We start from the raw sequence: 25,203 nt of genomic DNA, 5'->3' as shown, positions 1-25,203 counted from the left end.
GCTTTGAAAAACCTACTCTACGGCGGTCTCGGTACCGTTTCTGACACAGATGGACACAGATAGATCGGATGCAAGAGGATAGTTCGAAACCAACGTTTCTCTATCGATTGAAACAAATCCGTCCCATCCAGCCAATCTGTGTTCATCCGTGGAGGAAACGCGATTTGCTTCCTTGTCGGTTCTTCAAAGCTCCCGATTTGGGATTTGGGATTCCAGATTCCAGATTCCAGAAATTCCGAGTCGCGTTTCGCGTCATTTAGCGCCATTTCGCGGTCAAAAGCTCTGTCGCCTAATCTGGGCTAGGCAAGTCTTCAGAAATCTTGGAATCTGGAATCCGAAATTCGGAATTCCTGGAATCCCAAATCGAAAATCGCAAATCGAAAATCGCAAATCACCTGGCTTTTGCAACCATTTCCCTTACCTCTTTGGCGAGCGTCGGGGCGTGGAACGGGATGCCGTCCTTGATCGTCCATTCGATTCCGCCCGTTTTGTATACCTTGCCTTCGCGGATCTCCTCGACGCCGAGCGGCGACAGGACCTTCAGATTTTCCAATGGGTTGCCGTTGACGACGATCAGGTCGGCTTTGTAACCGACTCGAACGCGTCCGAGCGTCTCTTCCTTTCCAAGGATCTTCGCGCCGTTCGATGTTGCGTGCTGAATCACCTTGAGCGGATGAAATCCCGCTTCCTGATGTAGTTCGAGTTCGCGCAGCAAGCCGAATCCGTACAACTGATAAATGAACCCAGAATCTTCGCCGGTCCCGATGAGTCCGCCGCGGCGTTCGAATTCGTAAACGGCGTTCATCCAGATCCGGTAATTCTCTTTCCAAAAAGTCTCGTCGGTCGACGACCATCCGATAAAATATGAGCCGTGATTCGCCGGATTCGGCTTGAAATACTCCGCGAGCACCGGATGCAGATATTCGGCGAACGCCGGATTGTTCTGCGCACGCTGCAGATCCCGCGACGCTTCATAAATGACGAGCGTCGGATCCCAGGCGACGCCCGCGGCGACCATTCCGTCGAGGACCTTCATCAGCTTTTCGGGATTCGCCTCGCGCCAAAGACGGCCTGCGTAACGAAACCGATCGACCTCGTTGTTGTAATTGTAAGAGGGAGGAAAATTCTGTCGCCCCGAATCGATCGCCGCATCCGGAATTCCGTACCAATGTTCGATGCTCGTCGTTCCGAATTTGATGTCGTCCCACGCATTGGTTTCCTCAACCCCGACGTGATGCATCACCCGCATTCCCAGTTTGCGCGACTCGTCCATCATCGCCGCCATCAGGTCGCGGTCGATGGTATAGAGCTTGATGCCGTCGTAACCGGCCGATTTGAGATCGCGAACACGCTGGCGCGCCTGCTCGGCGTTCGTCGGCGTCGGCGCGTCGAAATAGCCACCGTAGGGGAATATCCGCGGACCGACGAGTTTACCGGCATTTATCTGATCGCGATAGCCGAGGACTTTCTTGTTCGCCCAGGCGTCGCGAACGGTCGTGATCCCGCACGCGAGCCAGAGCTTGGTGCAATATTCGACGGGCTGCGAAACGCCGCCGCGCTCGTCCTGTGTGTGGCCGTGCAGATTGATCAGGCCCGGCAGAACGTATTTGCCGGTCGCATCGATCTCGACCTCGCCGGCGGCCGGACGGCGCGCCTTGCCTTCTTTGGCCGCGACCGGATCGAAACTTACGATCTCTTTGATCAGGTCATTTTCAACGACGATGTCGAACGGTCCGGAAGCCGGTTTGCCGCTACCGTCAACGACCATCGCGTTGCGGATCACGAGGCGTCCGTAACGCGTCCCGCTGACGATCGTCTTTTGACCTAACGCGACCAGCGGAGCGATCAAACAAATAGCGACAAGAATCGCGACAAATCTCATTTTCATAGACGGATTTTGCCACGAATTGCCCGGATCTTACGAATCGGGCGAGAAGAAATCGAACGGTTTTTGCCACGAATCGTGCAAATTTCACGAATCAGGTATGACGAGAAGACACACCGAAGAATCCAAAGCATTTTCATCCGATACCATTCGTGAAACCCGTGCGATTCGTGAAAACAAGCGCCGATCGAAACAAGAAGCGACAAGAATCGCGACAGATCTCATTTTCATAGAGGGTTTTTGCCACGAATCGTGCAAATTTCACGAATCAGGTATGACGAGAAGACACACCGAAGAATCCAAAGCATTCTCATCCGATACCATTCGTGAAACCCGTGCGATTCGTGAAAACAAGCGCCGATCGAAACAAGAAGCGACAAGAATCGCGACAGATCTCATTTTCATAGAGGGTTTTTGCCACGAATCGTGCAAATTTCACGAATCAGGTATGACGAGAAGACACACCCAAGAATCCAAAGCATTCTCATCCGATACCATTCGTGAAACCCGTGCGATTCGTGAAAACAAGCGCCGATCGAAACAAGAAGCGACAAGAATCGCGACAAATCTCATTTTCATAGAGGGTTTTTGCCACGAATCGTGCAAATTTCTCGAATCAGGTATGACGAAAAGACACACCGAAGAATCCAAAGCATTTTCATCCGATACCATTCGTGAAACCCGTGCGATTCGTGAAAACAAGCGCCGATCGAAACAAGAAGCGACAAGAATCGCGACAGATCTCATTTTCATAGAGGGTTTTTGCCACGAATCGTGCAAATTTCACGAATCAGGTATGACGAGAAGACACACCGAAGAATCCAAAGCATTCGCATCCGATACCATTCGTGAAACCCGTGCGATTTGTGAAAACAAAGCGCCGATCGAAACAAGAAGCGACAAGAATCGCGACAAATCTCATTTTCATAGAGGGTTTTTGCCACGAATCCTGCAAATTTCACGAATCAGGTATGACGAGAAGACACCCCGAAGAATCCAAAGCATTTTCATTCGATACCATTCGTGAAACCCGTGCGATTCGTGGCGACAGCGCCGATCGAAACAAGAAGCGACAAGAATCGCGACAAATCTCATTTTCATAGAGGGTTTTTGCCACGAATCGTGCAAATTTCACGAATCAGGTATGGCGAGAAGACACACCGAAGAATCCAAAGCATTTTCATTCGATACCATTCGTGAAACCCGTGCGATTCGTGAAAACAAAGCGCCGATCGAAACAAGAAGCGACAAGAATCGCGACAAATCTCATTTTCATAGAGGGTTTTTGCCACGAATCGTGCAAATTTCTCGAATCAGGTATGACGAGAAGACACGCCGAAGAATCCAAAGCATTTTCATCCGATACCATTCGTGAAACCCGTGCGATTCGTGGAAACAAGCGCCGATCGAAACAAGAAGCGAAAAGAATCGCGACAAATCTCATTTTCATAGACGGTTTTTGCCACGAATCGTGCAGATTTCACGAATCAGGGATGACGAAAAGACACACCGAAGAATCCAAGGCATTCTCATCCGATACCATTCGTGAAACTCGTGCGATTCGTGAAAACAAGCGCCGATCGAAACAAGAAGCGAAAAGAATCGCGACAAATCTCATTTTCATAGACGGTTTTTGCCACGAATCGTGCAGATTTCACGAATCAGGTATGACGAGAAGACACACCGAAGAATCCAAAGCATTTTCATCCGATACCATTCGTGAAACCCGTGCGATTCGTGAAAACAAGCGCCGATCGAAACAAGAAGCGACAAGAATCGCGACAAATCTCATTTTCATAGAGGGTTTTTGCCACGAATTGCCCGGATCTTACGAATCGGGTGAGAAGAAATCGAACTCCGAACGACCAAAGCGGCACCATTCGTGAAACCCGTGCGATTTGTGGCGACGATCGGTTTCTATGTGAAAACAAAGCGCCGATTGAAAAGTCGCCGAAGTCAAAATAGAATGGTTAGCATCGGTTTTTTTTCAAACACTTATTAAATCAGAGAGGATAAATAACATCATGGCAGCAGGAAGAAATAAGATCACGGTTGTCGGAGCCGGAAACGTCGGTGCGACGGCCGCGCATTGGATCGCTTCGAAGGAACTCGCGGACGTCGTTTTGGTTGACATCGTCGAAGGCACGCCGCAGGGCAAATCGCTCGATCTCGCGCAGGCCGCGCCGATCGACGGATTCGATGTCAAACTCGTCGGCACAAACTCGTATGAGGAAACCGCGAACTCGGATATCGTCATCATCACCGCCGGACTTCCGCGCAAACCCGGAATGAGCCGCGACGATCTTTTGAAGATCAATTCGGACATCGTCGGAACGGTCACCGATCAAGTTGCGAAATACTCGCCAAACGCGTTCATCATCGTCGTTTCAAACCCGCTCGACGCGATGACGCAGGTCGCCTACGTGCGTTCCGGATTCCCCAAGAACCGCGTTATGGGAATGGCTGGAATACTCGACTCGGCGCGTATGCGCTGCTTCGTCGCCGAAGAACTCAATGTTTCGGTCGAGAACGTCACCTGTTTCGTCCTCGGCGGACACGGCGACACGATGGTTCCGTTGCCGCGTTATTCGACGGTCGCCGGAATCCCGATCACGGAACTGATCCCGAAAGACCGCCTCGACGCGATCGTCGCCCGCACCGCGAACGGCGGCGCCGAGATCGTCGGACTGCTCAAGACCGGTTCGGCATTCTACGCCCCGTCGCTGGCGGCCGTCGAGATGGCCGAAGCGATTCTGAAGGACAAGAAGAAGATCCTGCCGTGCGCGGTCTATCTCGAAGGCGAATACGGCATCAACAACCTGTTCGTCGGCGTCCCCGTAAAACTCGGCAAGAACGGCGTCGAGCAGATCATCGAGATCTCACTCACAAACGACGAGCGCGCCGCGCTCCAGAAGAGTGCCGGTTCGGTCCAGGAACTGATCGACGTTTTGGGAATCTAGTCAGGAGTTCACGCTTCAGCGTGCAGTTCATTGTCGATCGGCGCCGCAAGTCATCAGAGATTGCGGCGTCGATTTCTTCTTTTGCAGATCCGCAGCTACACAAATGAGCGATCGGTTTCGCTCGATTCCGCCGAACCGAATCCATGAACTACAGACCAAAAATCTACGATGAGGTAACGTCCGCGAGTCTGGGGGGCGATGTCGAATGGTATTGCGCGAAAGCGCTTCAGACGGGCGGGCCCGTTCTTGAACTCGGGGCCGGAACCGGCCGCGTGACGATTCCGATCGCCGAAGCCGGCATTCCGATCCACGCGCTCGACGCCGACGCCGGGATGCTCGATGGGCTTCGGACCAGGCTCGAAGATCGGCCGGCGCGAATTCGCGAGCTTGTAACCGTCGTGCCCGGCAATATGCGCGACTTCGATCTTGGGGCGCAATTTGCCCTCGTTATCGCACCGTTCCGGGCGTTCCTTCATAACCTCGATGAAAGCCAGCAGCGCGCGTGTCTCGACTGCGTGCGCCGGCATCTTGTTCCGGGCGGGCTCTTCGCTTTCAACATTTTTCATCCCTCGCTGGAGTATATGTCTTATCACGCTGGACCGCTCCAAGGGGTTTGGCGTTGGGTCGCGACGTTCGATCGGCCGGACGGCGGGTTCGTTATGCGATCGGAGTCGAATCGTTACGATACGCTGAATCAGATTGTCCATTCAAATCACAGATATGACGAGTACGGCCCCGACGGGACGCTGATCGGTTCGTGGATGCAACGGCTCAAACTGGCTTATTTGTATCCGAGGGACGTCCGTGCATTGTTGTCGGCGGCCGGCTTCAAAGATATCCGCATCGATGGCGATTTCAACGGCAGCGATCTGTTGAAGGACACCGACGAACTGGTCATCCAGGCGCGCCGGTGACACGCGGACAACCGTCGCCGGCCTTCCGATGATGTGGAACCATCCCATTGGCGGAAGCGCTCTTATCGTTCCTTGAACTGAAGCCCCAACCCCTTCATCCTTCGATAAAGATGGCTGCGGTCGACGCCCATCGAGTCGGCGGCCTTTGAGACGTTGCCTTCGAATTCGGCGAGTTTGTGGAGGATGAACTCGCGTTGGTAGGCATCGGTCGCATCCTTGAACGACGGAAACCGGAAACTCGACGCGGGCGGCTCGTCAGTGATATTGAACCGCGGCAGATCGTCGGCGTCGATCCTGTGTTTCTGGGTCATGATGACGACGCGCTCGATCGTGTTCTTGAGTTCGCGGACATTGCCGAGCCACGCATAGTTCCGCAGCGCATCGATCGCGTTAGCGCTGAATTCTTTTGGTTTCTTGCCGTAAGCTCCCGAAAACCGCTGATTGAAATGCTCGACGAGCATCGGGACATCCTCGATCCGGTCGCGCAGGGGCGGAATCTGAAACGGGATCACATTCAACCGGTAAAAGAGATCGACACGAAAATGTCCGTCATCAATCAGATCGCCGAGTGGTTTGTTGGTTGCCGAAATAACCCGGACGTCGACCTTGATAGGCGTGTTCGAACCGACCGGTTCGAAACGCTGCTCTTCCAGGACGCGCAGCATTTTGGCCTGAACGCGCGGCGACATATCGCCGATCTCATCGAGAAAAAGTGTTGCTCCGTCGGCGATCTCGAACTTCCCTTTTTTGGCTGCAGTCGCGCCCGAAAAAGCTCCTTTCGCGTGACCGAAAAGCTCTGATTCGACAAGTTCCTCAGGAATCGCCGCCGAATTGATTTCGACGAAAGGCGCGTTCCGACGCCGCGATTGGGCGTGGATCGCGCGCGCGACAAGTTCTTTTCCGGTTCCCGATTCGCCCGAAATCAACACGCGGCCGTCGGTCGGCGCAACGATCGCGATCTGTTTTCGCAGCGCGCGCATCGCGACCGATTCGCCGATCATCGCGTATTCTTCCGAGAGTTGTTCCGCGAACTGAGCGTTGACGCGTTCGAGTTCTCGCTGTTTGATCGCATTCCGAACGGTGAGAACGGTCTTTTCAAGGCTCAGTGGCTTTTCGATGAAATCGAACGCGCCGAGTTTTGTCGCATTCACGGCCGTTTCGATATTGCCGTGTCCCGAGATCATCACGACCGCCGAATCCGACCCGTTCTCACGCAAGCGCTCAAGCGTCTCAAGCCCGTCGATTCCCGGCCCCAGCCAGATGTCGAGCAAAATGCACGCAAAATGCGTTGTTTCGACGGCCGCCAGGCAGTCTTCGCCGGTGGCGACGGTCTCGACCTCGAAACCTTCGTCCTCAAGCACGCTGCTCAGCGTGTCGCGGATTCCGCGCTCGTCATCAACTATCAGTACCGTGTTCATTTTTCGGTCAAATCACAATCATACGTCACGGGCGATCAACTCTTCGAATCACCGCTCAGAATCTCAACGACTCCTGAAACATCGCGACCAAGCGCCGGGATTCAGCCAACGCCTTGTTGGACGCGGTGTTCGCCGCGTTTCCGACAACCGCCCGCTCACCATCCATAGTCTTGAACATTTTGCCGGCGGCGAAATAGATCCGCGTCTCTTTTTCGGAATCCTTGCCGAAGAAGAAAATCAAACGGCGGCTTTCATCGAAGAGATACTCCGCCGATTCGGTCATCGCCGAGCGTTTCGTCTCGATCACGATCTTCAGCAAACGATCGGGATACGGGTTCTTCTCGCGGTCGCCGTACGTATAGTAGAACTTCACGCGGGTATTATAGATCCCAACCGCAGGATACGAACCGTTGTTTTTGTTGGCAACGAGTTCGGTCAGAAATGTTGATGATGTTTCTCCGTCGGACTCGCATTCGGCAACCATTTTATCGACCTGCCGCGCAACGTCGCGAATCGCGTCGATTCGTTTGTCGGTCTGCGCAAATAGCGCCGACGCCGCCGAAAACAGAATGAACAAACATTTGATGGTACTTTTCATAAGACCTCCCTATTAAATACCTATCGAGATTCTCGAACTTTCGAAATAATATTTCGTCCCTTCGGAATAGCTGAAAATTGAAAGTTGTTAGCTGAAAGTCCTCGAAATCCACACCATATCGGAAAAAACTTGGTTTTCAGTTCCCATCTCTCAGTTCCCAGTTCTCACTTCTCACCTCTCACTTCTCAGCTCCCGGTTCTCACTTCTCCCTTCTCAGCTCTCAGTTCCCACTTCTCACTTCCCACTTCCCACTTCCCACGCCCACTTCTCCCTTCTCAGTTCTCAGTTCTCACTTCTCAGCTCCCAGTTCTCACTTCCCACTTCTCAGCTCTCACTTTTCACTTCCCGTCGGAAGTTCAACGATGAACTTCGCTCCGCCGCCCGAATTGTTGACGGCCTTGATCTTGCCGCGATGTTCCGACACGATTCGCTGGACGATGGCCAGCCCGAGTCCCGTTCCGCGGCCCTTGGTCGAAAAATACGGCTGAAAAAGCTTCTGAAAATCCGCCGGAGAAATCCCTGCGCCGTTATCCGAAACCTCGGCAACGATCAGATCGCGACCGGAGTCCAGAAAGGACTTCAACGATATGCGTTTGTCCGCCTGAGTTGGATCGAACGCCTCGATCGCGTTCTCGATAAGATTGACGAAGACCCGTTTCAACTGCTCGTCGTCGATCATTGCCTCGGGCAGGTCGGCGGCAAGATTCTGTTCGAGGGCGACTCCTCGGTCTTCATAGAGCGCCGCCGCTTGGGCGATCGTCTCGTTCACGGAGCCGCTTTCGAGTTTTACGTTCGGCAGCCGCGCGAACCTCGAGAATTCGTCGACCAGAGCTTTCAAACTGTTGACCTCGCGCAGGATGGTTTCCGTGCCGTCCTTGACCACGCCCGCGGCCTGTTCCGGATTTCCGCCCAGCGCACAACGTTTCGCGATGCGCTCGGCTGAAAGTTGAATCGGCGTCAACGGATTCTTGATCTCGTGCGCCATTCGCCTTGCGACCTCAGCCCACGCGGAAGCTCGCTGCGCTGCGATCAACTCGGAAAGATCTTCAATGACGAGCACGATGCCGCTCGCCTCGGCGAGCCCCTGAGGCAGCGCCGTCGCCGAGATCGCCACCGGCAAACTTCCGACGCTGTCCGTGCCGCCGGCGACATTCTCGCGCTGCAGAACCGTTTGCTCACTCGCCTGTCCGACACGCCGTGCACGGCCCAAAAGCCGTTCGATGACGACGCGATTCTCTTCTTTGAACAACTGTTCGAGCCGGAATCCGGTGAAATCCGCGTCCTCGAGCCGCAAAATCTGTATTGCGGCGCTGTTGATGGTAGTCACGCGATTACCCGCGTCGAACGAGATGACGCCGGTCGAAAGCGAAAGCAAGACGGTTTCGGTGTAGCGACGCCTTTCCTCGAGTTCGGCCGAGTTCTCACCGAGCTTCGCCGACATTTGATTGAACGAACGGACCAGAAGCGCAAGTTCATCCTCGGCAAAAACATCGACCTGATGACCGAGTTTGCCGCGCGCGATCTCGTCCGCGCCTTCGGCGAGCGCATTTAGCGGTACTGTCAGACCACGGGCAATGTAAACGGCCATCCAACTCGACGCGAAGATCAGAAGGAACGTCAGCAGTCCGAGAGTCGAAAGTCCGATCTGCCGAACCGTCGTTTGCTCCCCCTTGAGACGATCGAACTCGATCAGCGATTGATCGACGAACTGGCTCGCGCTTTCTTCCGCAAAAAGACTCGAAACAACGAGCAATCGACGCCCGTCGCGGAGCGTTGCCACCGCCGCGTCGAAGCCTTTGCCGTCGCTGAGTTTCGGATCGTCGAGACCTCCCGATCGCGCCATCGCGATGGTCGCCCGAAACTCCTCGTTTTGGGCGCTTTCACGTGTTGCCGATTCAACCGTTTTGCCGTCACGCGAAAGAACTTCGACGTGAGACAACCCGCCGGCTTCAGCTACGCGCGCAAGTTCGCCATTTCCGATCTGATGCTCGTCAAGCGTCACGGCGAGCATCTCGGCGGTTTCGCGGAACTTTTCGGCCTGCAACCCTATCGCCTTGTTCTTGATCTCCTGCGAGCGCCGGACGACGTCTTCGGGAATCTGCGTGAACCATCGCTCGAGCGCTCGGTTCATAAAGAGATACGAGAACCCGGCCATCGCAATGATCGGTAAAACACTGATAAGAAAGAAATAAAGCCAGAGCCGGGTCTTGAACTTCGACCCGAGCACGAAAGCGCGCCGCTCGCGCGAGAGTTTCAAGAGACTCCGCAGAAAGATGAAACCGAAAATTACGAAGGCAAAGAAATTCAGCGACGAAAGCGCGTAAAGCAGCAGTGTGTCGTTGGCGGATTCGACCGAGAGTTTTTTCCAAAGGTTAGACGACTGAAGCAGAACCAGAAACGTCATCAGCACGAGCACGATCGCCCCGAGAAGCCACGGAGAGACTCGCCGGACACGCTTTTGATCCTTTTCGGCCATCGGGAAAATTCTAACACAATGCGAAAAGCGAGTCGCCGTTCTTGAGAGTTTCGGCCGGACTGGTTAGTCTTAGTTTCAATGAAACTGAGCAGCATATTTATCGACGATTCGAGTCGCGTTCGGAGTGGGTGGCGCGTGGCGGTTTTTCTCGTTTCATGCTTTTTTGCGACGCTTGCCGCGCTGGTTGCCGGCTCACCGTTGTTTGCGTTGCTCGAAATCCGGATGACGCAAAGCTCGACCTCGGTTCTTGTCATCCAATTCCTGATCTCAGCGACGGCCGCACTGTTTTTCGGCTGGCTCTGGGGCAGATTGTTCGAAGATCTGCCGTTTCGCGCGCTCGGCGCGTGGTTCACGGGCGGATGGTTCAGGGATTTGATCTGGGGACTCGTCATCGGCGCCGCTTCGATCGGCCTGGCGGCCGGAATTGTCGCCGCGTTCGGCGGGCTTTCAATCGGGCTCAACCGCGAGAGCGCTGGCCAAGCGGTCACTCAAACGCTCTTGAACACACTGATCGTGTTCATTTTCGGTGCGCTTTTCGAAGAGGCTTTCTTTCGCGGTTACGCGTTGCAAACTCTTTTTCGTGCGCGATACGCGGCATTCGGAATTGTCCTGACCTCGCTTTTCTTCGCGACGACGCACAACGCCAATCCGGGAGCCAATCCGTTGTCGTGGTTCAACACGTTTCTGGCCGGGATCTGGCTCGCGGTCGCCTATGCGAAAACCCGCAACCTATGGTTTCCGTTCGGAATTCACCTGGCCTGGAATTGGGTCCAAGGGTCTGTGCTCGGAATCACGGTCAGCGGACTGGAGACGCTCGCGCCGGATCCGTTGATGCGGGCAACGGTTTACGGCCCTGAATGGCTTTCGGGCGGAAACTACGGTGTCGAGGGCGGCGTTGCGTGTACCGTTGCATTGCTTGTTTCGACCGCCGTCATCGCGTTTGCGCCATTTCTGAAACCAACCCGGGAGATGCTCGAATTCACGACGCCGGCCGCGGATTAGGCTGGAGCTTTTTGTCGAGGGCGTCGAGAAATTTCGCCACGTGGCGCCGGTTTTCGCCGAAGTCGCTTTTGCCGACACGCGACGCCGAACGCACATTGACGCGGGCCGAATCGCCCGCATAGTTGATGGTTACCTGCAGGTCATCGGTGAAAACGACGACCGGGACTTCCGCCTTGATGACGATCTGGTTTTCCTGTCTCGCCCCGGCGTCCGCCAGTTTCCAGTTCGAACCGTAAGTCGAAAGCGTCGGGATCACTTCGCGCACTGCCCGTTCTGCCGAGTCAGGATCGGCGCGGTAATAACGCGTCACAAGGTGCTTCGGACCGCCGTCCGGCGATGTTTCCGCCACGTTGTCGGGATAGAAAACACGAGCGATGATCAAGATCGCGACCAGTGGCACAAGCACGATTGCCACGATTATCAGCAACTTCTTTTTCATTATTTACACCACTGGAAGATTTAAGATTCCAGGGATACCGGATTCCAGATTCCAGATTCCAAGGTTCGGGATTCCAGGATTCCAGGATTCCAGGATTCCAGAATTCCAGAATTCCAGGATTCCAGGATTCCAGGATTCCAGGATTCCAGATTCCAGATTCCAGGATTCCAGGATTCCAGAATTCCAGAATTCCAGGATTCCAGGATTCCAAGGATTCCAAGGATTCCAGGATTCCAGATTCCAGGATTCCAGGATTCGAAGATTCCAGGATTCCAGATTCCAAGAATTCCATGTTCCGGAAATTCCAAGTTCAGGAGATTTCGGGTCCAGAATCTGGAATCTGGAATATCTGGAATCTGAAATCCCTAGAATCCCTGGAATCTGGAATTCCTGGAATCTGGAATCTGAAATCCTGGAATCTGGAATCTGGAATTCCTGGAATCTTAAATCCGTGGAATCTGGAATCCGTGGAATCCGTGGAATTCCTGGAATCCCAAATCCGAAATCCCAAATCCCAAATCAAACCGCCTGTATCTTGAACGAAATGTCGACCGCTCGGGCGGAATGGGTCAGACGCCCGACGGAGATCAGATCGACGCCGGCGTCGGCAAACGCGCGGACGCGGTCAAGGTCCATTCCGCCTGAGGCTTCGATCAGGACGTTCGGGTTAAGCGAATGTGTCATCTCGACCAGTTTCCGCGCCTCTTCCGGCGTCTGGTTGTCGAGCATCACGATATCCGCACCGGCTTCGATCGCCTCGCGGAGTTGCGCCCAGTTCGAGATCTCGACCTCGATCTTGTGCAAATGCCCGCATTTGATCTTCGCCATCGTCACTGCTTCGGTGACGCCGCCGGCGAGCGCGATGTGATTGTCTTTGATGAGTACGCCGTCGTCGAGACCGAGCCGATGATTCTTGCCGCCGCCGACGGTGACGGCGTATTTTTCGAGCATCCGAAGTCCGGGCGTCGTCTTGCGCGTATCAACGATCTGCGCGCCGGTTCCGTCGACCGCTTTCACGTACTGGCGAGTCAGCGTCGCGATTCCCGACATCCGCTGGAGAAGATTGAGCGCGACCCGTTCACCCGTCAAGAGAACGTCGGCGTAGCCTTTGAGTGTTGCCAGCACCGTTCCGGCCGGGACTTCGTCGCCCTCGATGAAAGTCGTTTCGATCTCCGGATTTTCATCATCGAGCGAAAGAAAGACGGCTTCGGCGACCGTCAACCCGCAGATCACGAGATCTTCTTTTGCAAGGAACCTGCCAAATCCGCGAACGTCCGGCGAAACCGTCGATTGCGTCGTGATGTCGCCACGGCCGATGTCTTCGCTCAAGAACTCGCTGATGCTTGCGAGAACATTGCCTGTTTCGAAAAGATTCATAAAGTTTGACGATTATCTGTGAATTACGCGGCAAACGCAACGCAGACCTTCCGCCGCGAATATCGCGGATCGTTCGAATCTTTGCGCCATTTGTGTTGTTCGTCGCGCAAAGTGATTTATTTCAGAGCTTCAAGATTCAAACGCAGCGCCGAAACCTGCGTCTCGATCTCGGCGACGCGGTCGCGGATTCCCTGCACCTTTTCGACCGGCGCGCGGTCGACGAAATTCGCATTCGAAAGCTGGCCGTTGAGACGTTCATTCTCGGTCTCGAGCTTGGCGAGATGGCCTTCGAGCCGCGCGATCTCTTTTTCAAAATCGATCAATCCCTCGAGCGGCACGGCGATCTCCGCGACGTTCGTAACCGCCTTCGCCGAAGCCTTCGGAACGTCGAGTTTCTCGTCGAGCACCAATTTGTCGGCCCGCGCGAGTTTCAGGATCTGCGCCTCGTTTTCGGCAAAGACCCGGTTTGCTTCCGCGCTCGCGGCCACGTGGATCGCTATCCGATCGGATGGCTTGATCTGCATTTCGGCGCGAATGTTGCGGACTTTGCCGATCAGATCGATGACCGACTGCATTTCGAATTCGGCTCGTTCGTCGATCGCACGGACGTCGCCCGGCGGAAACGACGCAAGCATAATCGTCGCATCCGCCGAGCCATACGCCGCGTGATGAAGCGAGTTCGATGTTCCGGGCAGTTTCTGCCACAGTTCTTCCGTCAAATAAGGCATAAACGGATGGAGCATTCGAAGCGCGATCTCGAGAATCGTCAGAATACGAGTTCGGGCTTCGGTCTTGGATCTTTGATCTTCGTTCCCGTAATCGCTGATCTCGTCCTTTACCAATTCGATATACCAGTCACAGAAATCATCCCAGAAAAAGTGATAGAGCAGCGAGACGGCTTCGTGAAAAAAGTACTTGTCGAGGGCTTTGTTGACGTCAAGCGCGGTGCGGTTGAGGCGCGAGAGGATCCATCTGTCGACGATGCTCGGGGTTTCTGCCGCCTGAAGACGGAACTCCAAACACGAATGGTCGACCTTCGCGCCTTCCGAATTCATCAGACAAAAACGCGTCGCGTTCCAGATCTTGTTGGCGAAGTTGCGGTACGTTTCGATCAGCGCGTCGTTCCAGCGAATGTCCGCGCCGGTCGCGATCGAGGCGAGATAGACACGCGTCGCGTCAACGCCGAATTTGTCGAAAAGATCGATCGGATCGACTCCGTTGCCGCGTGATTTGGACATCGGCTTGCCGTCCTTCCCGAGCACGGTGCCGGTCACGATGACGTCATTGAACGCCGTCCTGTCGACGAACTTCTTGGTCGTCATCATCATTCTCGAGATCCACAGGAAGATGATGTCGCGACCGGTGACGAGAACATCGGTCGGACAAAAGGCATTCAAATCCTCGGTTTCGGTCACCTCCCCGTTCCATCCGAACGTCGAGAATGCCCAGAGCGCCGATGAAAACCAGGTGTCGAGAACGTCGCTGTCCTGCGCCAGATCATTTGTCCCCGCCAGTTCGCAGGCTTCGTCGAATGTTCGCGCAACGAAGATATCGCCAAACTGGTTGTACCAGGCCGGTATCTGGTGTCCCCACCAAAGCTGCCGCGAGATCGTCCAGTCTTTGAGGTTTTCGAGCCACGTCGTGTAAACCCTTTCGTGCGGCACTTGCGGCGAAAAATGCGGGACGCCCTCGGTTCGCATAAGTTCCAGTGCGAGATCGCGCATTTCGTCCATTTTTACGAACCACTGCTCGGACAGGATCGGTTCGACGATGGTTTTGCAGCGTTCGCAGATCGGCAAACTTATCTCGTAATCGTCGATCTTTTCAAGCAGACCGAGTTCCTCGAACTGCTCGATCACTTTCTCGCGCGCCTTGAAACGGTCCAGCCCTTGAAATTCGGCGCCGGCGGCAGCGTTCATCGTCGCGTCGTCGTTCATTACGAGCAGTCGCGGAAGGTCGTGGCGCTGACCGATCTGGTAATCGTTCGGATCGTGCGCCGGCGTGATCTTCACCGCGCCGGTCCCGAACTCGGCATCGACGTATTCGTCGGCGATGATCGGAATTTCGCGGCCGGTGAGCGGCAATTCGATGATTTGGCCGACAAGTTCGGAATACCGCGCGTCCTTGGGATTGACCGCGACTGCCGTATCGCCGAGCATCGTTTCAGGCCGCGTCGTCGCGACCGTCACGCGCCGGTCGGTGCCTTTCACCGGATACTGCAAATAGAAGAGTTTGCCGTCCTTGCGCGATTCTTCCTTGACCTCGAGATCGGAAAGCACGGTCTTGTCCTTCGGACACCAGTTGACGATGCGCAACCCGCGATAGATCCAGCCCTCTTCGTAAAGCGTGCAGAAAACCTCGCGCACAGCCTTCGAAAGGCTTTCGTCCATCGTGAAGCGATGTCGGGTCCAGTCGACCGACGCTCCCTCGCGACGCATCTGCTCGACGATAGTGTTGCCGTACTCTTCTTTCCAACGCCAAGCGCGGCGGATGAACTCCTCGCGGCCGATGTCGAGCGGCGATTTGTTTTCGTCCCTTCTAAGTTGTTCGACGACCTTGCGCTGCACGGAGATACCGGCGTGATCCGTTCCCGGCAGCCACAGCGTACGGAAGCCCTGCATCCGCTTCCGACGGATCAGGACGTCCATCAACGTGTGCTGAAGCGCGTGGCCCATATGAAGGCTGCCTGTGACGTTCGGAGGCGGAATGACGATCGAATACTTGATCGCATTCGGATCCTGATTGATCTCCGGCGCAAAAAACCCGCTCTTCTCCCAGCGTTCATAATGCGAGTTCTCAGCTTCCTTTGGATTGTAGGCTTTGTCGATCTCTATCATTTCTTTTAGTTATTGAATTCTTCCAATCGGAACGGCAACGCGTCGATTGGACGCGCGCGTACTGCCGATCAACTCTCTACGATCAACCAACAATAATTAACAAAGGCCGGTTTTCCTTTTTTGCGAAAGCCGGCCAGATCAAAAACTTGAGTAATCGCGTTCAACTCTGCTCTTTCGCCTCGCCGAGTTCACTGAGAACATCCCGCGTTACTTCGCGCACAACGTCGGCGTCGAGCGCACGCGCGATCCGCTCGGCCAGTTTGTCGGCGACGCGGGCCGTTATGTCGGCGATCATCTCCTCGGTCACGACCGGCGCAGCCGGGGCGACAGGTTCGCTGATCGTCTCAGGTTCAAACGTTTCAAACGCCGGTCGAATTCCTGTTTCTTCGACAAGTGGCGGAAGATCAAGCGGATTGACGTCGTCGAGCCGGACCGGTGCTTCCGGAACGAACGACGGGGCCGGAATGCTTGCCGGTGAAACCTCCGGAACGCTTTCCACGGCCGCCGCCGGCTCATTTGAAATCGCCTCGGCGTCGCCGCCGACAAACGCAAATTCCTTCAGTTCTTGGTGGTCAAGCGGCTGCGTCTTCGCCAGATCGTCTTCGTCAGATTCCGCTGACGAATAATCGACGGCGCTGCTCGCTTCGATCATTTCGTCATCCATTCCGGCGTCGCCGTAATTGTAAGCCGGCTCGGGCGGTGTTTCCATTTCCAGCGTTCTGGCTCCGGTATCGCCGAGATGTTCGAACGGTTCCGCGACGTCACTTGACGGCAGCGCTCCAAACGGCTCGGGCGACGGCTCCGGCTCCAACGTATCTACAAACTCCTGGCCTTCCGGCTCCGGAACCTCGGCAAACTCAACGGGCGGCTCGGCCTCGTCCTCCGTCGCCTGCCCGGCTCCGAGCAGATCAGTAACTTTGTTGACCAATTGCCGAATCGACTGAAACGGCTTCGTCATATAGTCGTCGGCGCCGACACGTCTCGCTTCCGCCTCGTCAAACGGCTCGAACGATCCGACCAGCAAGATGACCGGCAGCTTGCTCGTTTCCGGATTTGACTTGATCCGCTCGCAAACCTCATAGCCGCTGAGGCCCGGCATATTGACGTCGGCCATTACGAGATCCGGCTTGAATTCCGCGACCTTTTCCATCGCGGAATCACCGTCGCCGACCGTCATCACTTCGATTCCTTCGTCGGCAAACGTGAGATTGACGACCTTTTGAACGGTTACGGAATCATCCGCCAAAAGCAGTTTGTGTTGTGACATCAGAATTCGTCTCCCTTTTTGAACGCTATTTTTTCTGGATGAACATACGAAGCATCGTTTGAAGCTGCGCATTAGTGAACGGTTTCGGCAAAAACGCCACGGCTCCGGCCGCAAAACTATCCGACGACAGGCGCGCGCTTTGTTCGGCGGTCATCATAATCACCGGGATGGTCATATGCCGTTTTTCCGATTGCATATATCGAACCAATTCCGTTCCCTGAATGTACGGCATCACGACGTCAAAGATCGCCGCCACGAACTTTTCGCCGGTCTGCAGGATCTTGTACGCTTCCTTTCCGTCGCGCGCGGTGACGACCGCGTAACCTTCCTTTTCAACGATCGCCTTGACAAGGCGCAGGATCGCCGGATCGTCGTCGGCGATCAAGATCTGTTCCGGCTCTGAGCTCGATACTTCAGTCATTGTATTAGTTTGCCGAACGGGTCGAGCAAGGATTCATTCTAGCAAAGTTTGTCCGTTTTTCTAATTTCGGCGAGCGTGGCGGCCAATTTGACCGCGGCGACCAGACTCGATTCGTCCGCCCGTCCGAGGCCGGCGATATCGTACGCCGTCCCGTGATCGACCGACGTACGTATCAACGGCAGTCCGAGCGTGACGTTGACAGACGCTCCGAACGAAAGACACTTGACCGGGATCGTCGCCTGATCGTGATAACAGGCGACGACGACGTCGAACTCGCCGCGATATGCCCGGAGAAAAATCGTATCCGGCGGGAACGGACCGTGGACGTCGATTCCCAGTTTGCGGCATTCATCGATCGCGGGCGTGATCTCAAGTCCTTCCTCCTGTCCGAACATTCCGCCTTCGGATGCGTGCGGATTGAGTCCGGCGACGGCGATGCGCGGCTTTTTCTTGAGCAAGCCGGCGATCTCCAGGTCCGTGAACCCGATCAGATCGACCAGCTTTTCGCGTTTGACGAGCCCGATCGCGTCGCGCAGCGAAACGTGCGTTGAAAGCAGCACGACGCGCAGTTTGTCGGCAAAGAACGACATCGCGAAACGTTTCGTATCAGTCAAAAAGGCAAGAAATTCCGTGTGACCGGGAAAGTCGTATCCGCCGAGTTGGATCGCGGCTTTGCTGATCGGAGCAGTTGCGATCGCATCGACCTTTCCGCGACTCCAAAGCTCAACCGCTTTCTCAATATACTCGGCCGAAGCGCGTCCCGTAACGGCACCGTCCTTGCCGATTTCAAAAGGCAGTCCGATGTTGGCGAGATCGCACACTGGAACGTTCCCGAAAGATCCGTGAATATCGCCGGCGGCGACATCAAGCGCGGGGAACAGTCCGAGAGCCTCGGCATTGTCACGAAGAACACGCGCATCGCCGATGACCAGCGGTCTGCAGATCTCGAAAATCGATCGATCCGCAAGCGCTTTCAGGACGATCTCCGGACCGATGCCCGCAGCATCGCCCATCGTGATCGCGATGCGCGGCAAACTCAGTTGTTTGGTATCGGATTCGTTGGCCACTCAAACGAGGATAACACTTCGGGGCAACGGCGGTTAAGGAGCCGATCAAAAACGAATTCGCGGTCGGACAGACTATTTCTTGGCTTTCACGGGTGGTTTCCGGTCCTCGGCCTTGTACATATACTTGATGTTATGTTTAAGCACCAGAAGATTCGGATCGTCGGTCCGATTTATCTTCAACGCTTCGCGGTCGTGCCATTCGATCGTTCCTTCGATCTCTTCGCCGTCCGTCAAAACGACAACCATCAACGTGCGCGAGTTGATCTGCTTCCGATAGTAAAAGATCTCGGCATTAGTATCGACCTGCACGCTTCGATCACGGTTATCGGGAAAGTCACCTTTCGGACGAGAATAGTTTTGCATATTTCTGACCTCCTGATTCGACTCAGGACTCTAGTCGGCCTGACGGCGGATGAACGTCGGAACACTCAGGTCTTCGTCATCTTCAGGTCTGCCGCTGCCCGCGCGTTGATGGCTGATTCCGACGGCAATTGTTTCGGTATGACCCGCCGTCGACGAAACGGCGGCATAGCTGACGCTGTCAAAGCCGGTCGCGATGACCGTGATCCTGACGGCGTCGTCGTCTTCGTCGCTGAACACCGTTCCCCAGATGATGTCGGCATCGTCGTGCGCTTCGGCTTCGATGAGCGCGATCGCGGCCTCGACCTCATTGAGCGGCGTACTCATTGAACTCGTGATATTGATAAGTGCGCCCCTCGCCCCTTTGATCGAATTCTCTTCGAGCAGACGCGAATCGATCGCCGCCTTCATCGCCGCCACCGCCGCCCCTTCGCCGCGCGCCTCGCCGATACCCATCAACGCAACGCCGCGCCCGCGCATCACGGCCCTAACGTCAGCGAAATCAAGATTGATGACGCCCGATGTCGTGATCAGGTCGCTGATACCCTGGACCGCTTGCAGCAAGATGTCGTCGGCACGTCGGAAAGCGTCCATGATCGAGATCTTTTCTTCAACGTCCTTGAGCTTCGAATTCGGGATGGTGATGATCGTATCGACGCAGCCGCGAAGTTCGGCGAGTCCGCGTTCGGCCTGTGCGGTGCGTTTTTTGCCTTCGACGCTGAACGGCTTGGTGACGACCGCAACCGTCAGAATTCCAAGCTCCATCGCCAGCGACGCGACGACCGGCGCGGCGCCCGTTCCGGTTCCGCCGCCAAGTCCGGTCGTGACGAAGACCATATCGGAACCTTCGAGCACATCCATCAGCTTCTCGTGATCTTCGAGCGCGGCGTTGCGGCCGACGTCCGGATCCGAACCGGCTCCGAGCCCGCGTGTGAGGCGGCTGCCGAGCTGGATCTTGAGCGGCGCTTTCGAATCGTTGAGAGCTTGGAGGTCGGTGTTCGCGACGATGAACTCGACGCCTTTGACACCGGCCTCGATCATCCGGTTGACCGCATTTCCGCCTCCGCCGCCGACACCGATGACCTTGATCTTCGCACCAGTGATCGGAGGTTCGTCGATCAAGATCCTGATTCCGCTGATTTTCGATTGAAGTCCGTCAGTCATTATGATTGCTTCCTTAAAAAACTAACTAATTGCCGTGCTCGTGATGAAAAACTTCAGAGGCTGACCTTTGTGCTGCTCAACTATATATTGTGCCTTCGGGCAAGAAGCATACAACGATTTGTGATTAAAAATCCAGTCCTGAAGTTACATTTACTTGAATTTGCCACGAAAACTTTCGAACCAGGCGGCGACTTTTTGCGTCGCCGTCGTCGGCCCGAGCATCTGTTCGCGGATCTGCCGACGCATCGAAATCAGCGCCAATCCGCACGCGGTCGCCCATTCGGGTTTCTGAACTTCGGCAACGAGTCCGCCGAAAAGTTCGCGATTGACGAATCCGAGTCTGGTCGGAGCGTCGAACACCTGTTCCGCGATCTCGACCATCCCCCGCACCTGCGATCCGCCACCGGTCAGAACGACGCCGCTCGAATTCTGTGCGCCGGTCCGGTTCACCTCGTGAGCCAGGTGTTGGAGCAGTTCGATCGCGCGCGGCGCCAGAATGTCGCACAGGATCTCTTTCGAAAGACCGCGAGTTTCGCTGCGCCCGACAGGGTTGATCTCGATCACCTCCTGTGCCTCGCCGTCGCGGAAGAGAAATGGCGCGACGCAGCCGTAGTCGCGCTTGATCGCGTTTGCTTCGGGAATCGACACGCGCAATCCAAGCGCGATATCTTTCGTGAAGTGCATTCCGCCGAATGGGAAAACGCGCGTGTGCTGCACCGCTCCGCGGCCGAAGATCGTCAGGCTTGTCAGTTCAGCGCCGATGTTTATCAGCGCGCAGCCGTACTCCTTGTCGTCGTCGGTGAGCGTGCTCGTCGCGGCCGCGAGCGGTTCGAGAACCATTCCCTCGACCTCGAGCCCGGCGCGGTTGACAGCTTTTTCGATGTTCTGCTTGCCGGCACTCGGACTAATGATCACGTGGACGCGGCTTTCGAGCCGCGCACCGCGCATTCCGACCGGCTCAGTGATCCCGTCCTGGCCGTCGATGATGAATTCCTGGGGCAACCGGTCGATTATCTCCCAACCGGCCGGCAGCGGCATCGCGCTCGCCGACTCGATCGCGCGTTCGACATCGTCCTCGGTGATCTCGCGGCCCGCTCCGGCAACCGCCACGACGCCGCCCTTGTTCTCACCTTGAAGATGCTCGCCCGAAAGATTGACCGTCGCCATCTGGACCTCGAGCCCGCTGACCTGCTCGGCGTCTTCGACCGCGCGTTTAATCGACTCCGCGACGGCGTCCGTCGTCGAAACGATTCCACGTCGCAGTCCGCGGGATTCGGACTCGCCTATACCGACGACGTTCATTACGCCATTTTCCGATGGTTCGCCGATCACGCACCGGACCTTGCTGGTTCCGATGTCCAAACCGACCGCTTGTATCTGACGATTGATCATTTTTCCTTACCGTTGCCCGCGACCTGCCGCGGAATCAAACGCAAATTTTGTCCGACGAGTTTGATGCCCTCGTATGTTCCGCCTTTGTTGGCAATGCCCTCGATCCCGCGCTGCAGATGCTTGCCGAACTCGTCCTTTCCGAGTTCGATGAAAACGTCGGTGCCCGAATCTTCAATGATGACGCGCGGTTCGTCGAGGTCAGAGAGGTTCACGGTCTTGACCCGTTTGATGAGGTCGAAGGTTTTCCATTCGTCGACCATTTTCTGATAGATCTTGACTCGGGCCACGTTCTCCTTCTGAGCCTTTTCATTCCGGTTCTGGTCCCAACCGGTCAACAACGGCGGATGCTGCTCGTTCTTTGCGACCGGCGCGACGACATTCGCCTCGTCGTCGACCCAAAATTCCGAGCCGTCGATGCGAACTGCCGCCTTCGGCACACGCTCCGTCAATTGCACACGGACGCCGTCCGGGAGAACGCGTGAAACCGCCGCGGATTTGACGAAGCTGAGAGATTCGACGCGTTCGCGGATCGCCGTCAGATCGGCGTTCCAGACTCCGGAGCGCTCGGTCAAATTTCTGACGATTCCCTCGACGCTTTCTTTCGGCACTCGCGCCGCGCCGCGGACGTCGATCTTCCGGACCTCAAAGAATTCCGATGCCGTCACCGTGCGGTACCCCATAAACGCCAGAAAACCGAGACAACCGATGATGGCGACGATAAAGACCAACGGAACCAGAAAATTCACGAGGTTACCGTTTGATTTTGCCGCGCGCCGCGTCGTTCGCCTTTTCGGAGCGGATTTGTTCGTCGTGCGGACGGTCGTTCGTCGTGTTCGTTTTGCCATATTCTGAAAATCGCCTTAACTGGACAATCGTTCGACAAGTTCATCCGAAAGCCGCGTTATGCTTCCGGCACCAAGTGTGATCACGAGATCGTTCTCCTGAAGAAACGGGATTACTTTGTCGGCCGCGTCGGCGACGTCGCCGATGTAAACGGCGTTCTTGTGGCCGTATTGCTTGATGTTTTCGGTCAGGATCTCGGCGGTTACGCCCTCGATCGGATTCTCGCTCGCGGCGTAGATGTCGGTCACGAAAAGCACGTCGGCATTGTTGAAACACAAAGCGAATTCGTTCATCAGTTCGTGCGTCCGCGAATAACGGTGCGGCTGGAAAACGACGACCGTCCGACGTCCGTTGCCGCCGGCCTTGGCGGCCGAAAGCGTCGCCGTGATCTCGGTCGGATGATGGCCGTAATCATCGACGATCATCACGCCCTTCGCTTCGCCCTTGAATTGAAATCTGCGGTTCGCGTTCTTGAAATCGGCGAAACCGGCGGCGATCATCTCAAACGGAATGCCGAGTTCGAGCGCTACTGCCGTCGCCGCCAAAGCATTGTAAACATTATGTTCACCGGGAACCGGCAGGTTGATCTCCCCAAGCACTTCGCTCCCGCGCCAGACGCTGAAACTCGAGCCGAAACTGTCGTGATACCAGATGTCGTGCGCCGAAACATCGGCCTGCGCCGTAATTCCGTATGTCACGCGGCGACGCTTGATCTTCGGAATTATGAGCTGCACGTTCGGATCGTCGAGACAAATGATGCAGGCGCCGTAAAACGGGACTTTATTGACGAAGTCGGTGAAGCACTGCACGACGTCCTCCATCCCCTTGTACGATTCCATATGCTCCTTGTCGATGTTGGTCACGACCGCGACGGTCGGGTTGAGCATCAGGAACGAGCGGTCCGATTCGTCGGCTTCGGTAACGAACCACTCGCTGGAACCGACGCGCGCGTTGGAACCGAGGATCTCGACGACGCCGCCGACGACGGTCGTCGGTTCGATTCCGGCTGCGCCGAGAATGGTCGCGACCATCGACGTCGTCGATGTTTTGCCGTGTGTCCCGGCGACCGCGATCGAATACGGTTTGAGCGTCATCAGTTCGGCGAGCATCTCGGCCCGCGGGATGATCGGAACCTGTGTTTCGCGGGCCCGAACGATCTCCGGGTTGTCTTCCTTGACCGCCGACGAATAGACGACGACCTCGGCGTCACCGACGTTTTCGGCGCGATGGCCTTCGTGAATGACAGCGCCGAGCCTTTCAAGCCGTTCGGTGTTCTTTGACCTGCTCAGGTCCGAACCGGTGACGTGAAATCCGAGGTTGCACAGAACTTCGGCGATGCCGGACATTCCGATGCCGCCGATTCCGATAAAATGAATTTTCTTTACGTGCCTAAACATCGTTCGATTTTGGATTTTGGATTTTGGATTTGGAGTTTGGAGTTTTGACTTCTCCGCTGTCAGTTCTCCGTTTTTTCCTCTTTCCTTTTTCCCTTTTCCCTTTTCCCTTTTCCCTTTTCCCTTTTCCTTTTTCCTTTTTCCTTTTCCCTTTTTCCTTTTTCCTTTTCCCTTTTCCTTTTTCCTTTTTCCCTTTTCCCTTTTTCCCTTTTCCCTTTTCCTTTTTCCTTTTTCCTTTTTCCCTTTTCCCTTTTCCCTTTTTCCCTTTCTTACTTACTCATCTCTTCCATCAGATCGACGGCCGCTTCGGCGGCGTCGCGGCGGCCGAGTTTTCGGGCCGCGGCCTCCATCGCGCCGATCGCGTCGCTGTCGCCGATCAGATCAAGCAGCGTTTTCGACAGCGATTCGCCCGTCAGTTCGGATTGAAGGACCATTCGCGCGGCGCCCGCACGCACCAGCGCTTCGGCGTTCTTTCGCTGGTGATCATCGGCGGCGGTCGGTAGCGGGATCATTATCGACGCCTTGCCAGCGGCCGCCAGTTCGGCGCATGTCGTCGCCCCGGCACGGCAGATCACAACGTCCGCTTTCGCGAACTCATCGACCATATTCGTGATGTAGGCCCGGACGTCGGCGTCCGGGAACGGTGTTCCTTCGTAACGCTGGCGGACGGATTCGAAGTCCGTCTCTCCGGTCTGATGGGTGATCGTGAGCCGGTCCGGCGGTAGCGAATCGAGCGCATCAACCATCGCATTGTTGATCGCGCGCGAGCCCTGAGACCCGCCGAAGATCAGTACATTCACCTTTTCGCCACGGGTTTTCGGCTCGATATCAAAAAACTCGCGACGCACCGGATTGCCGGTGACGACGCCCTTTTTGCCAAAATACGGCAAGGCCTCGTCAAAGGTCAGCGCCGCTTTTCTGATGAACGGCGCGAGCCGCCGGTTCGTAAATCCAGGCAAAGCGTTCGAATCCATCACAAGCGTCGGAATACGCTGAAGCGCTGCCATCAGAAGAACCGGTCCCGAAACATACCCGCCGGCGCCAACGACAACGTCGGGACGGAACTCGCGGATGATCGTCCGCGCTTCGAGAAAACTCTTCGGCAGGATCAGAAGCCCCTTGAGCTTTCCGGCGAAGCCCACATTCTTGAGTCCAGCGCTGTTTATCAAAGAAAGCTGAAAACCGTTTTCGGGAACGATCTTCGTCTCGAGCCCGCGCGCGGTGCCGACGAACAGTACCTTCGACGACTCGTCGCGCCGCACTATCTCGTTTGCGACCGCAATTCCCGGATAAATATGTCCGCCGGTCCCGCCGGCGGCAATCAAAACACGCATAATGTTTGGAGTTCCGCCTTCAAGCGGCTTTCCTCCGTCGTTCGTCGCCCGAAGG

21 protein-coding genes are annotated in these 25,203 nt (G+C 55.7%); 5 read left to right on the top strand and 16 right to left on the bottom strand.

Annotated features, from left to right (window positions below; all coding sequences use genetic code 11):
* Positions 1-391 precede the first annotated feature (391 nt).
* Positions 392-1,882, bottom strand: coding sequence for an amidohydrolase family protein (locus tag IPN69_15855; protein ID MBK8812185.1), 1,491 nt, complete (start codon positions 1,880-1,882; stop codon positions 392-394).
* Positions 1,883-1,985: 103 nt separating this feature from the next.
* Between IPN69_15855 and IPN69_15850 the strand changes: the two genes are divergently transcribed.
* From IPN69_15850 to IPN69_15840, 3 genes are all read left to right on the top strand, one after another.
* Positions 1,986-2,912 carry a hypothetical protein gene (locus IPN69_15850; protein ID MBK8812184.1) on the top strand — a complete coding sequence of 309 codons (927 nt, stop codon included), beginning with the start codon at positions 1,986-1,988 and terminating at the stop codon, positions 2,910-2,912.
* A gap of 997 nt (positions 2,913-3,909) precedes the next feature.
* Positions 3,910-4,845 carry a malate dehydrogenase gene (gene mdh, locus IPN69_15845; GenBank protein MBK8812183.1) on the top strand — a complete coding sequence of 312 codons (936 nt, stop codon included), beginning with the start codon at positions 3,910-3,912 and terminating at the stop codon, positions 4,843-4,845.
* Positions 4,846-4,988: 143 nt separating this feature from the next.
* Complete coding sequence (locus tag IPN69_15840; protein ID MBK8812182.1) at positions 4,989-5,759, top strand: class I SAM-dependent methyltransferase; 771 nt, start codon at positions 4,989-4,991, stop codon at positions 5,757-5,759.
* A gap of 62 nt (positions 5,760-5,821) precedes the next feature.
* Here the strand turns inward: IPN69_15840 and IPN69_15835 are convergent, their stop codons facing one another.
* From IPN69_15835 to IPN69_15825, 3 genes are all read right to left on the bottom strand, one after another.
* Positions 5,822-7,177: a sigma-54-dependent Fis family transcriptional regulator gene (locus IPN69_15835; protein ID MBK8812181.1), complete on the bottom strand. Its 1,356-nt coding sequence runs from the start codon at positions 7,175-7,177 to the stop codon at positions 5,822-5,824.
* A 55-nt stretch (positions 7,178-7,232) separates the two neighbouring features.
* Positions 7,233-7,775: a hypothetical protein gene (locus IPN69_15830; GenBank protein ID MBK8812180.1), complete on the bottom strand. Its 543-nt coding sequence runs from the start codon at positions 7,773-7,775 to the stop codon at positions 7,233-7,235.
* A 331-nt stretch (positions 7,776-8,106) separates the two neighbouring features.
* Positions 8,107-10,251 (bottom strand): HAMP domain-containing protein, encoded by a 2,145-nt coding sequence (locus IPN69_15825; GenBank protein ID MBK8812179.1) that lies wholly within the window; start codon positions 10,249-10,251, stop codon positions 8,107-8,109.
* A 78-nt stretch (positions 10,252-10,329) separates the two neighbouring features.
* Here IPN69_15825 and IPN69_15820 point away from each other — a divergent pair, with 78 nt between their 5' ends.
* Positions 10,330-11,253 carry a CPBP family intramembrane metalloprotease gene (locus IPN69_15820; GenBank protein MBK8812178.1) on the top strand — a complete coding sequence of 308 codons (924 nt, stop codon included), beginning with the start codon at positions 10,330-10,332 and terminating at the stop codon, positions 11,251-11,253.
* Here the strand turns inward: IPN69_15820 and IPN69_15815 are convergent.
* Positions 11,231-11,692, bottom strand: coding sequence for a DUF1499 domain-containing protein (locus tag IPN69_15815; GenBank protein MBK8812177.1), 462 nt, complete (start codon positions 11,690-11,692; stop codon positions 11,231-11,233). The genes IPN69_15820 and IPN69_15815 overlap by 23 nt on opposite strands.
* On the opposite strand from IPN69_15815, the gene IPN69_15810 reads away from it, so the two are divergent.
* Positions 11,662-12,231 (top strand): hypothetical protein, encoded by a 570-nt coding sequence (locus tag IPN69_15810; GenBank protein ID MBK8812176.1) that lies wholly within the window; start codon positions 11,662-11,664, stop codon positions 12,229-12,231. The genes IPN69_15815 and IPN69_15810 overlap by 31 nt on opposite strands.
* Here IPN69_15810 and nadC read toward each other — a convergent pair.
* The 11 genes from nadC to murG form a co-directional block, all read right to left on the bottom strand.
* Positions 12,212-13,069, bottom strand: a complete 858-nt coding sequence (gene nadC / locus IPN69_15805; GenBank protein ID MBK8812175.1) for a carboxylating nicotinate-nucleotide diphosphorylase — start codon at positions 13,067-13,069, stop codon at positions 12,212-12,214. The genes IPN69_15810 and nadC overlap by 20 nt on opposite strands.
* 116 nt (positions 13,070-13,185) lie before the next feature.
* Positions 13,186-15,906, bottom strand: coding sequence for a valine--tRNA ligase (locus tag IPN69_15800; protein ID MBK8812174.1), 2,721 nt, complete (start codon positions 15,904-15,906; stop codon positions 13,186-13,188).
* A 160-nt stretch (positions 15,907-16,066) separates the two neighbouring features.
* Complete coding sequence (locus IPN69_15795; GenBank protein MBK8812173.1) at positions 16,067-17,173, bottom strand: response regulator; 1,107 nt, start codon at positions 17,171-17,173, stop codon at positions 16,067-16,069.
* A gap of 25 nt (positions 17,174-17,198) precedes the next feature.
* Complete coding sequence (locus IPN69_15790; GenBank protein MBK8812172.1) at positions 17,199-17,594, bottom strand: response regulator; 396 nt, start codon at positions 17,592-17,594, stop codon at positions 17,199-17,201.
* 38 nt (positions 17,595-17,632) lie between these two features.
* A complete protein-coding gene (gene pdxA, locus IPN69_15785; protein ID MBK8812171.1) occupies positions 17,633-18,607 on the bottom strand; it encodes a 4-hydroxythreonine-4-phosphate dehydrogenase PdxA in 975 nt (324 codons plus the stop codon).
* 126 nt (positions 18,608-18,733) lie between these two features.
* On the bottom strand, positions 18,734-19,024 hold the full coding sequence (locus IPN69_15780; protein ID MBK8812170.1) for a hypothetical protein: 291 nt from the start codon (positions 19,022-19,024) through the stop codon (positions 18,734-18,736).
* A gap of 30 nt (positions 19,025-19,054) precedes the next feature.
* Positions 19,055-20,185 carry a cell division protein FtsZ gene (gene ftsZ / locus IPN69_15775; GenBank protein MBK8812169.1) on the bottom strand — a complete coding sequence of 377 codons (1,131 nt, stop codon included), beginning with the start codon at positions 20,183-20,185 and terminating at the stop codon, positions 19,055-19,057.
* A gap of 150 nt (positions 20,186-20,335) precedes the next feature.
* Positions 20,336-21,577, bottom strand: coding sequence for a cell division protein FtsA (gene ftsA / locus IPN69_15770; GenBank protein MBK8812168.1), 1,242 nt, complete (start codon positions 21,575-21,577; stop codon positions 20,336-20,338).
* Entirely contained in the window at positions 21,574-22,422 is an 849-nt protein-coding gene (locus IPN69_15765) for an FtsQ-type POTRA domain-containing protein (protein ID MBK8812167.1), read from the bottom strand. Before IPN69_15765 ends, ftsA begins: the two co-directional genes overlap by 4 nt.
* 15 nt (positions 22,423-22,437) lie before the next feature.
* Positions 22,438-23,817 carry a UDP-N-acetylmuramate--L-alanine ligase gene (locus IPN69_15760; protein ID MBK8812166.1) on the bottom strand — a complete coding sequence of 460 codons (1,380 nt, stop codon included), beginning with the start codon at positions 23,815-23,817 and terminating at the stop codon, positions 22,438-22,440.
* A gap of 266 nt (positions 23,818-24,083) precedes the next feature.
* On the bottom strand, positions 24,084-25,148 hold the full coding sequence (gene murG / locus IPN69_15755) for an undecaprenyldiphospho-muramoylpentapeptide beta-N-acetylglucosaminyltransferase (GenBank protein ID MBK8812165.1): 1,065 nt from the start codon (positions 25,146-25,148) through the stop codon (positions 24,084-24,086).
* Positions 25,149-25,203 lie beyond the last annotated feature (55 nt).

This window comes from Acidobacteriota bacterium, from assembly GCA_016715115.1.
Classification (GTDB): Bacteria; Acidobacteriota; Blastocatellia; order Pyrinomonadales; family Pyrinomonadaceae; genus JAFDVJ01.
This window is presented reverse-complemented; position numbering and strand designations above follow the sequence as displayed.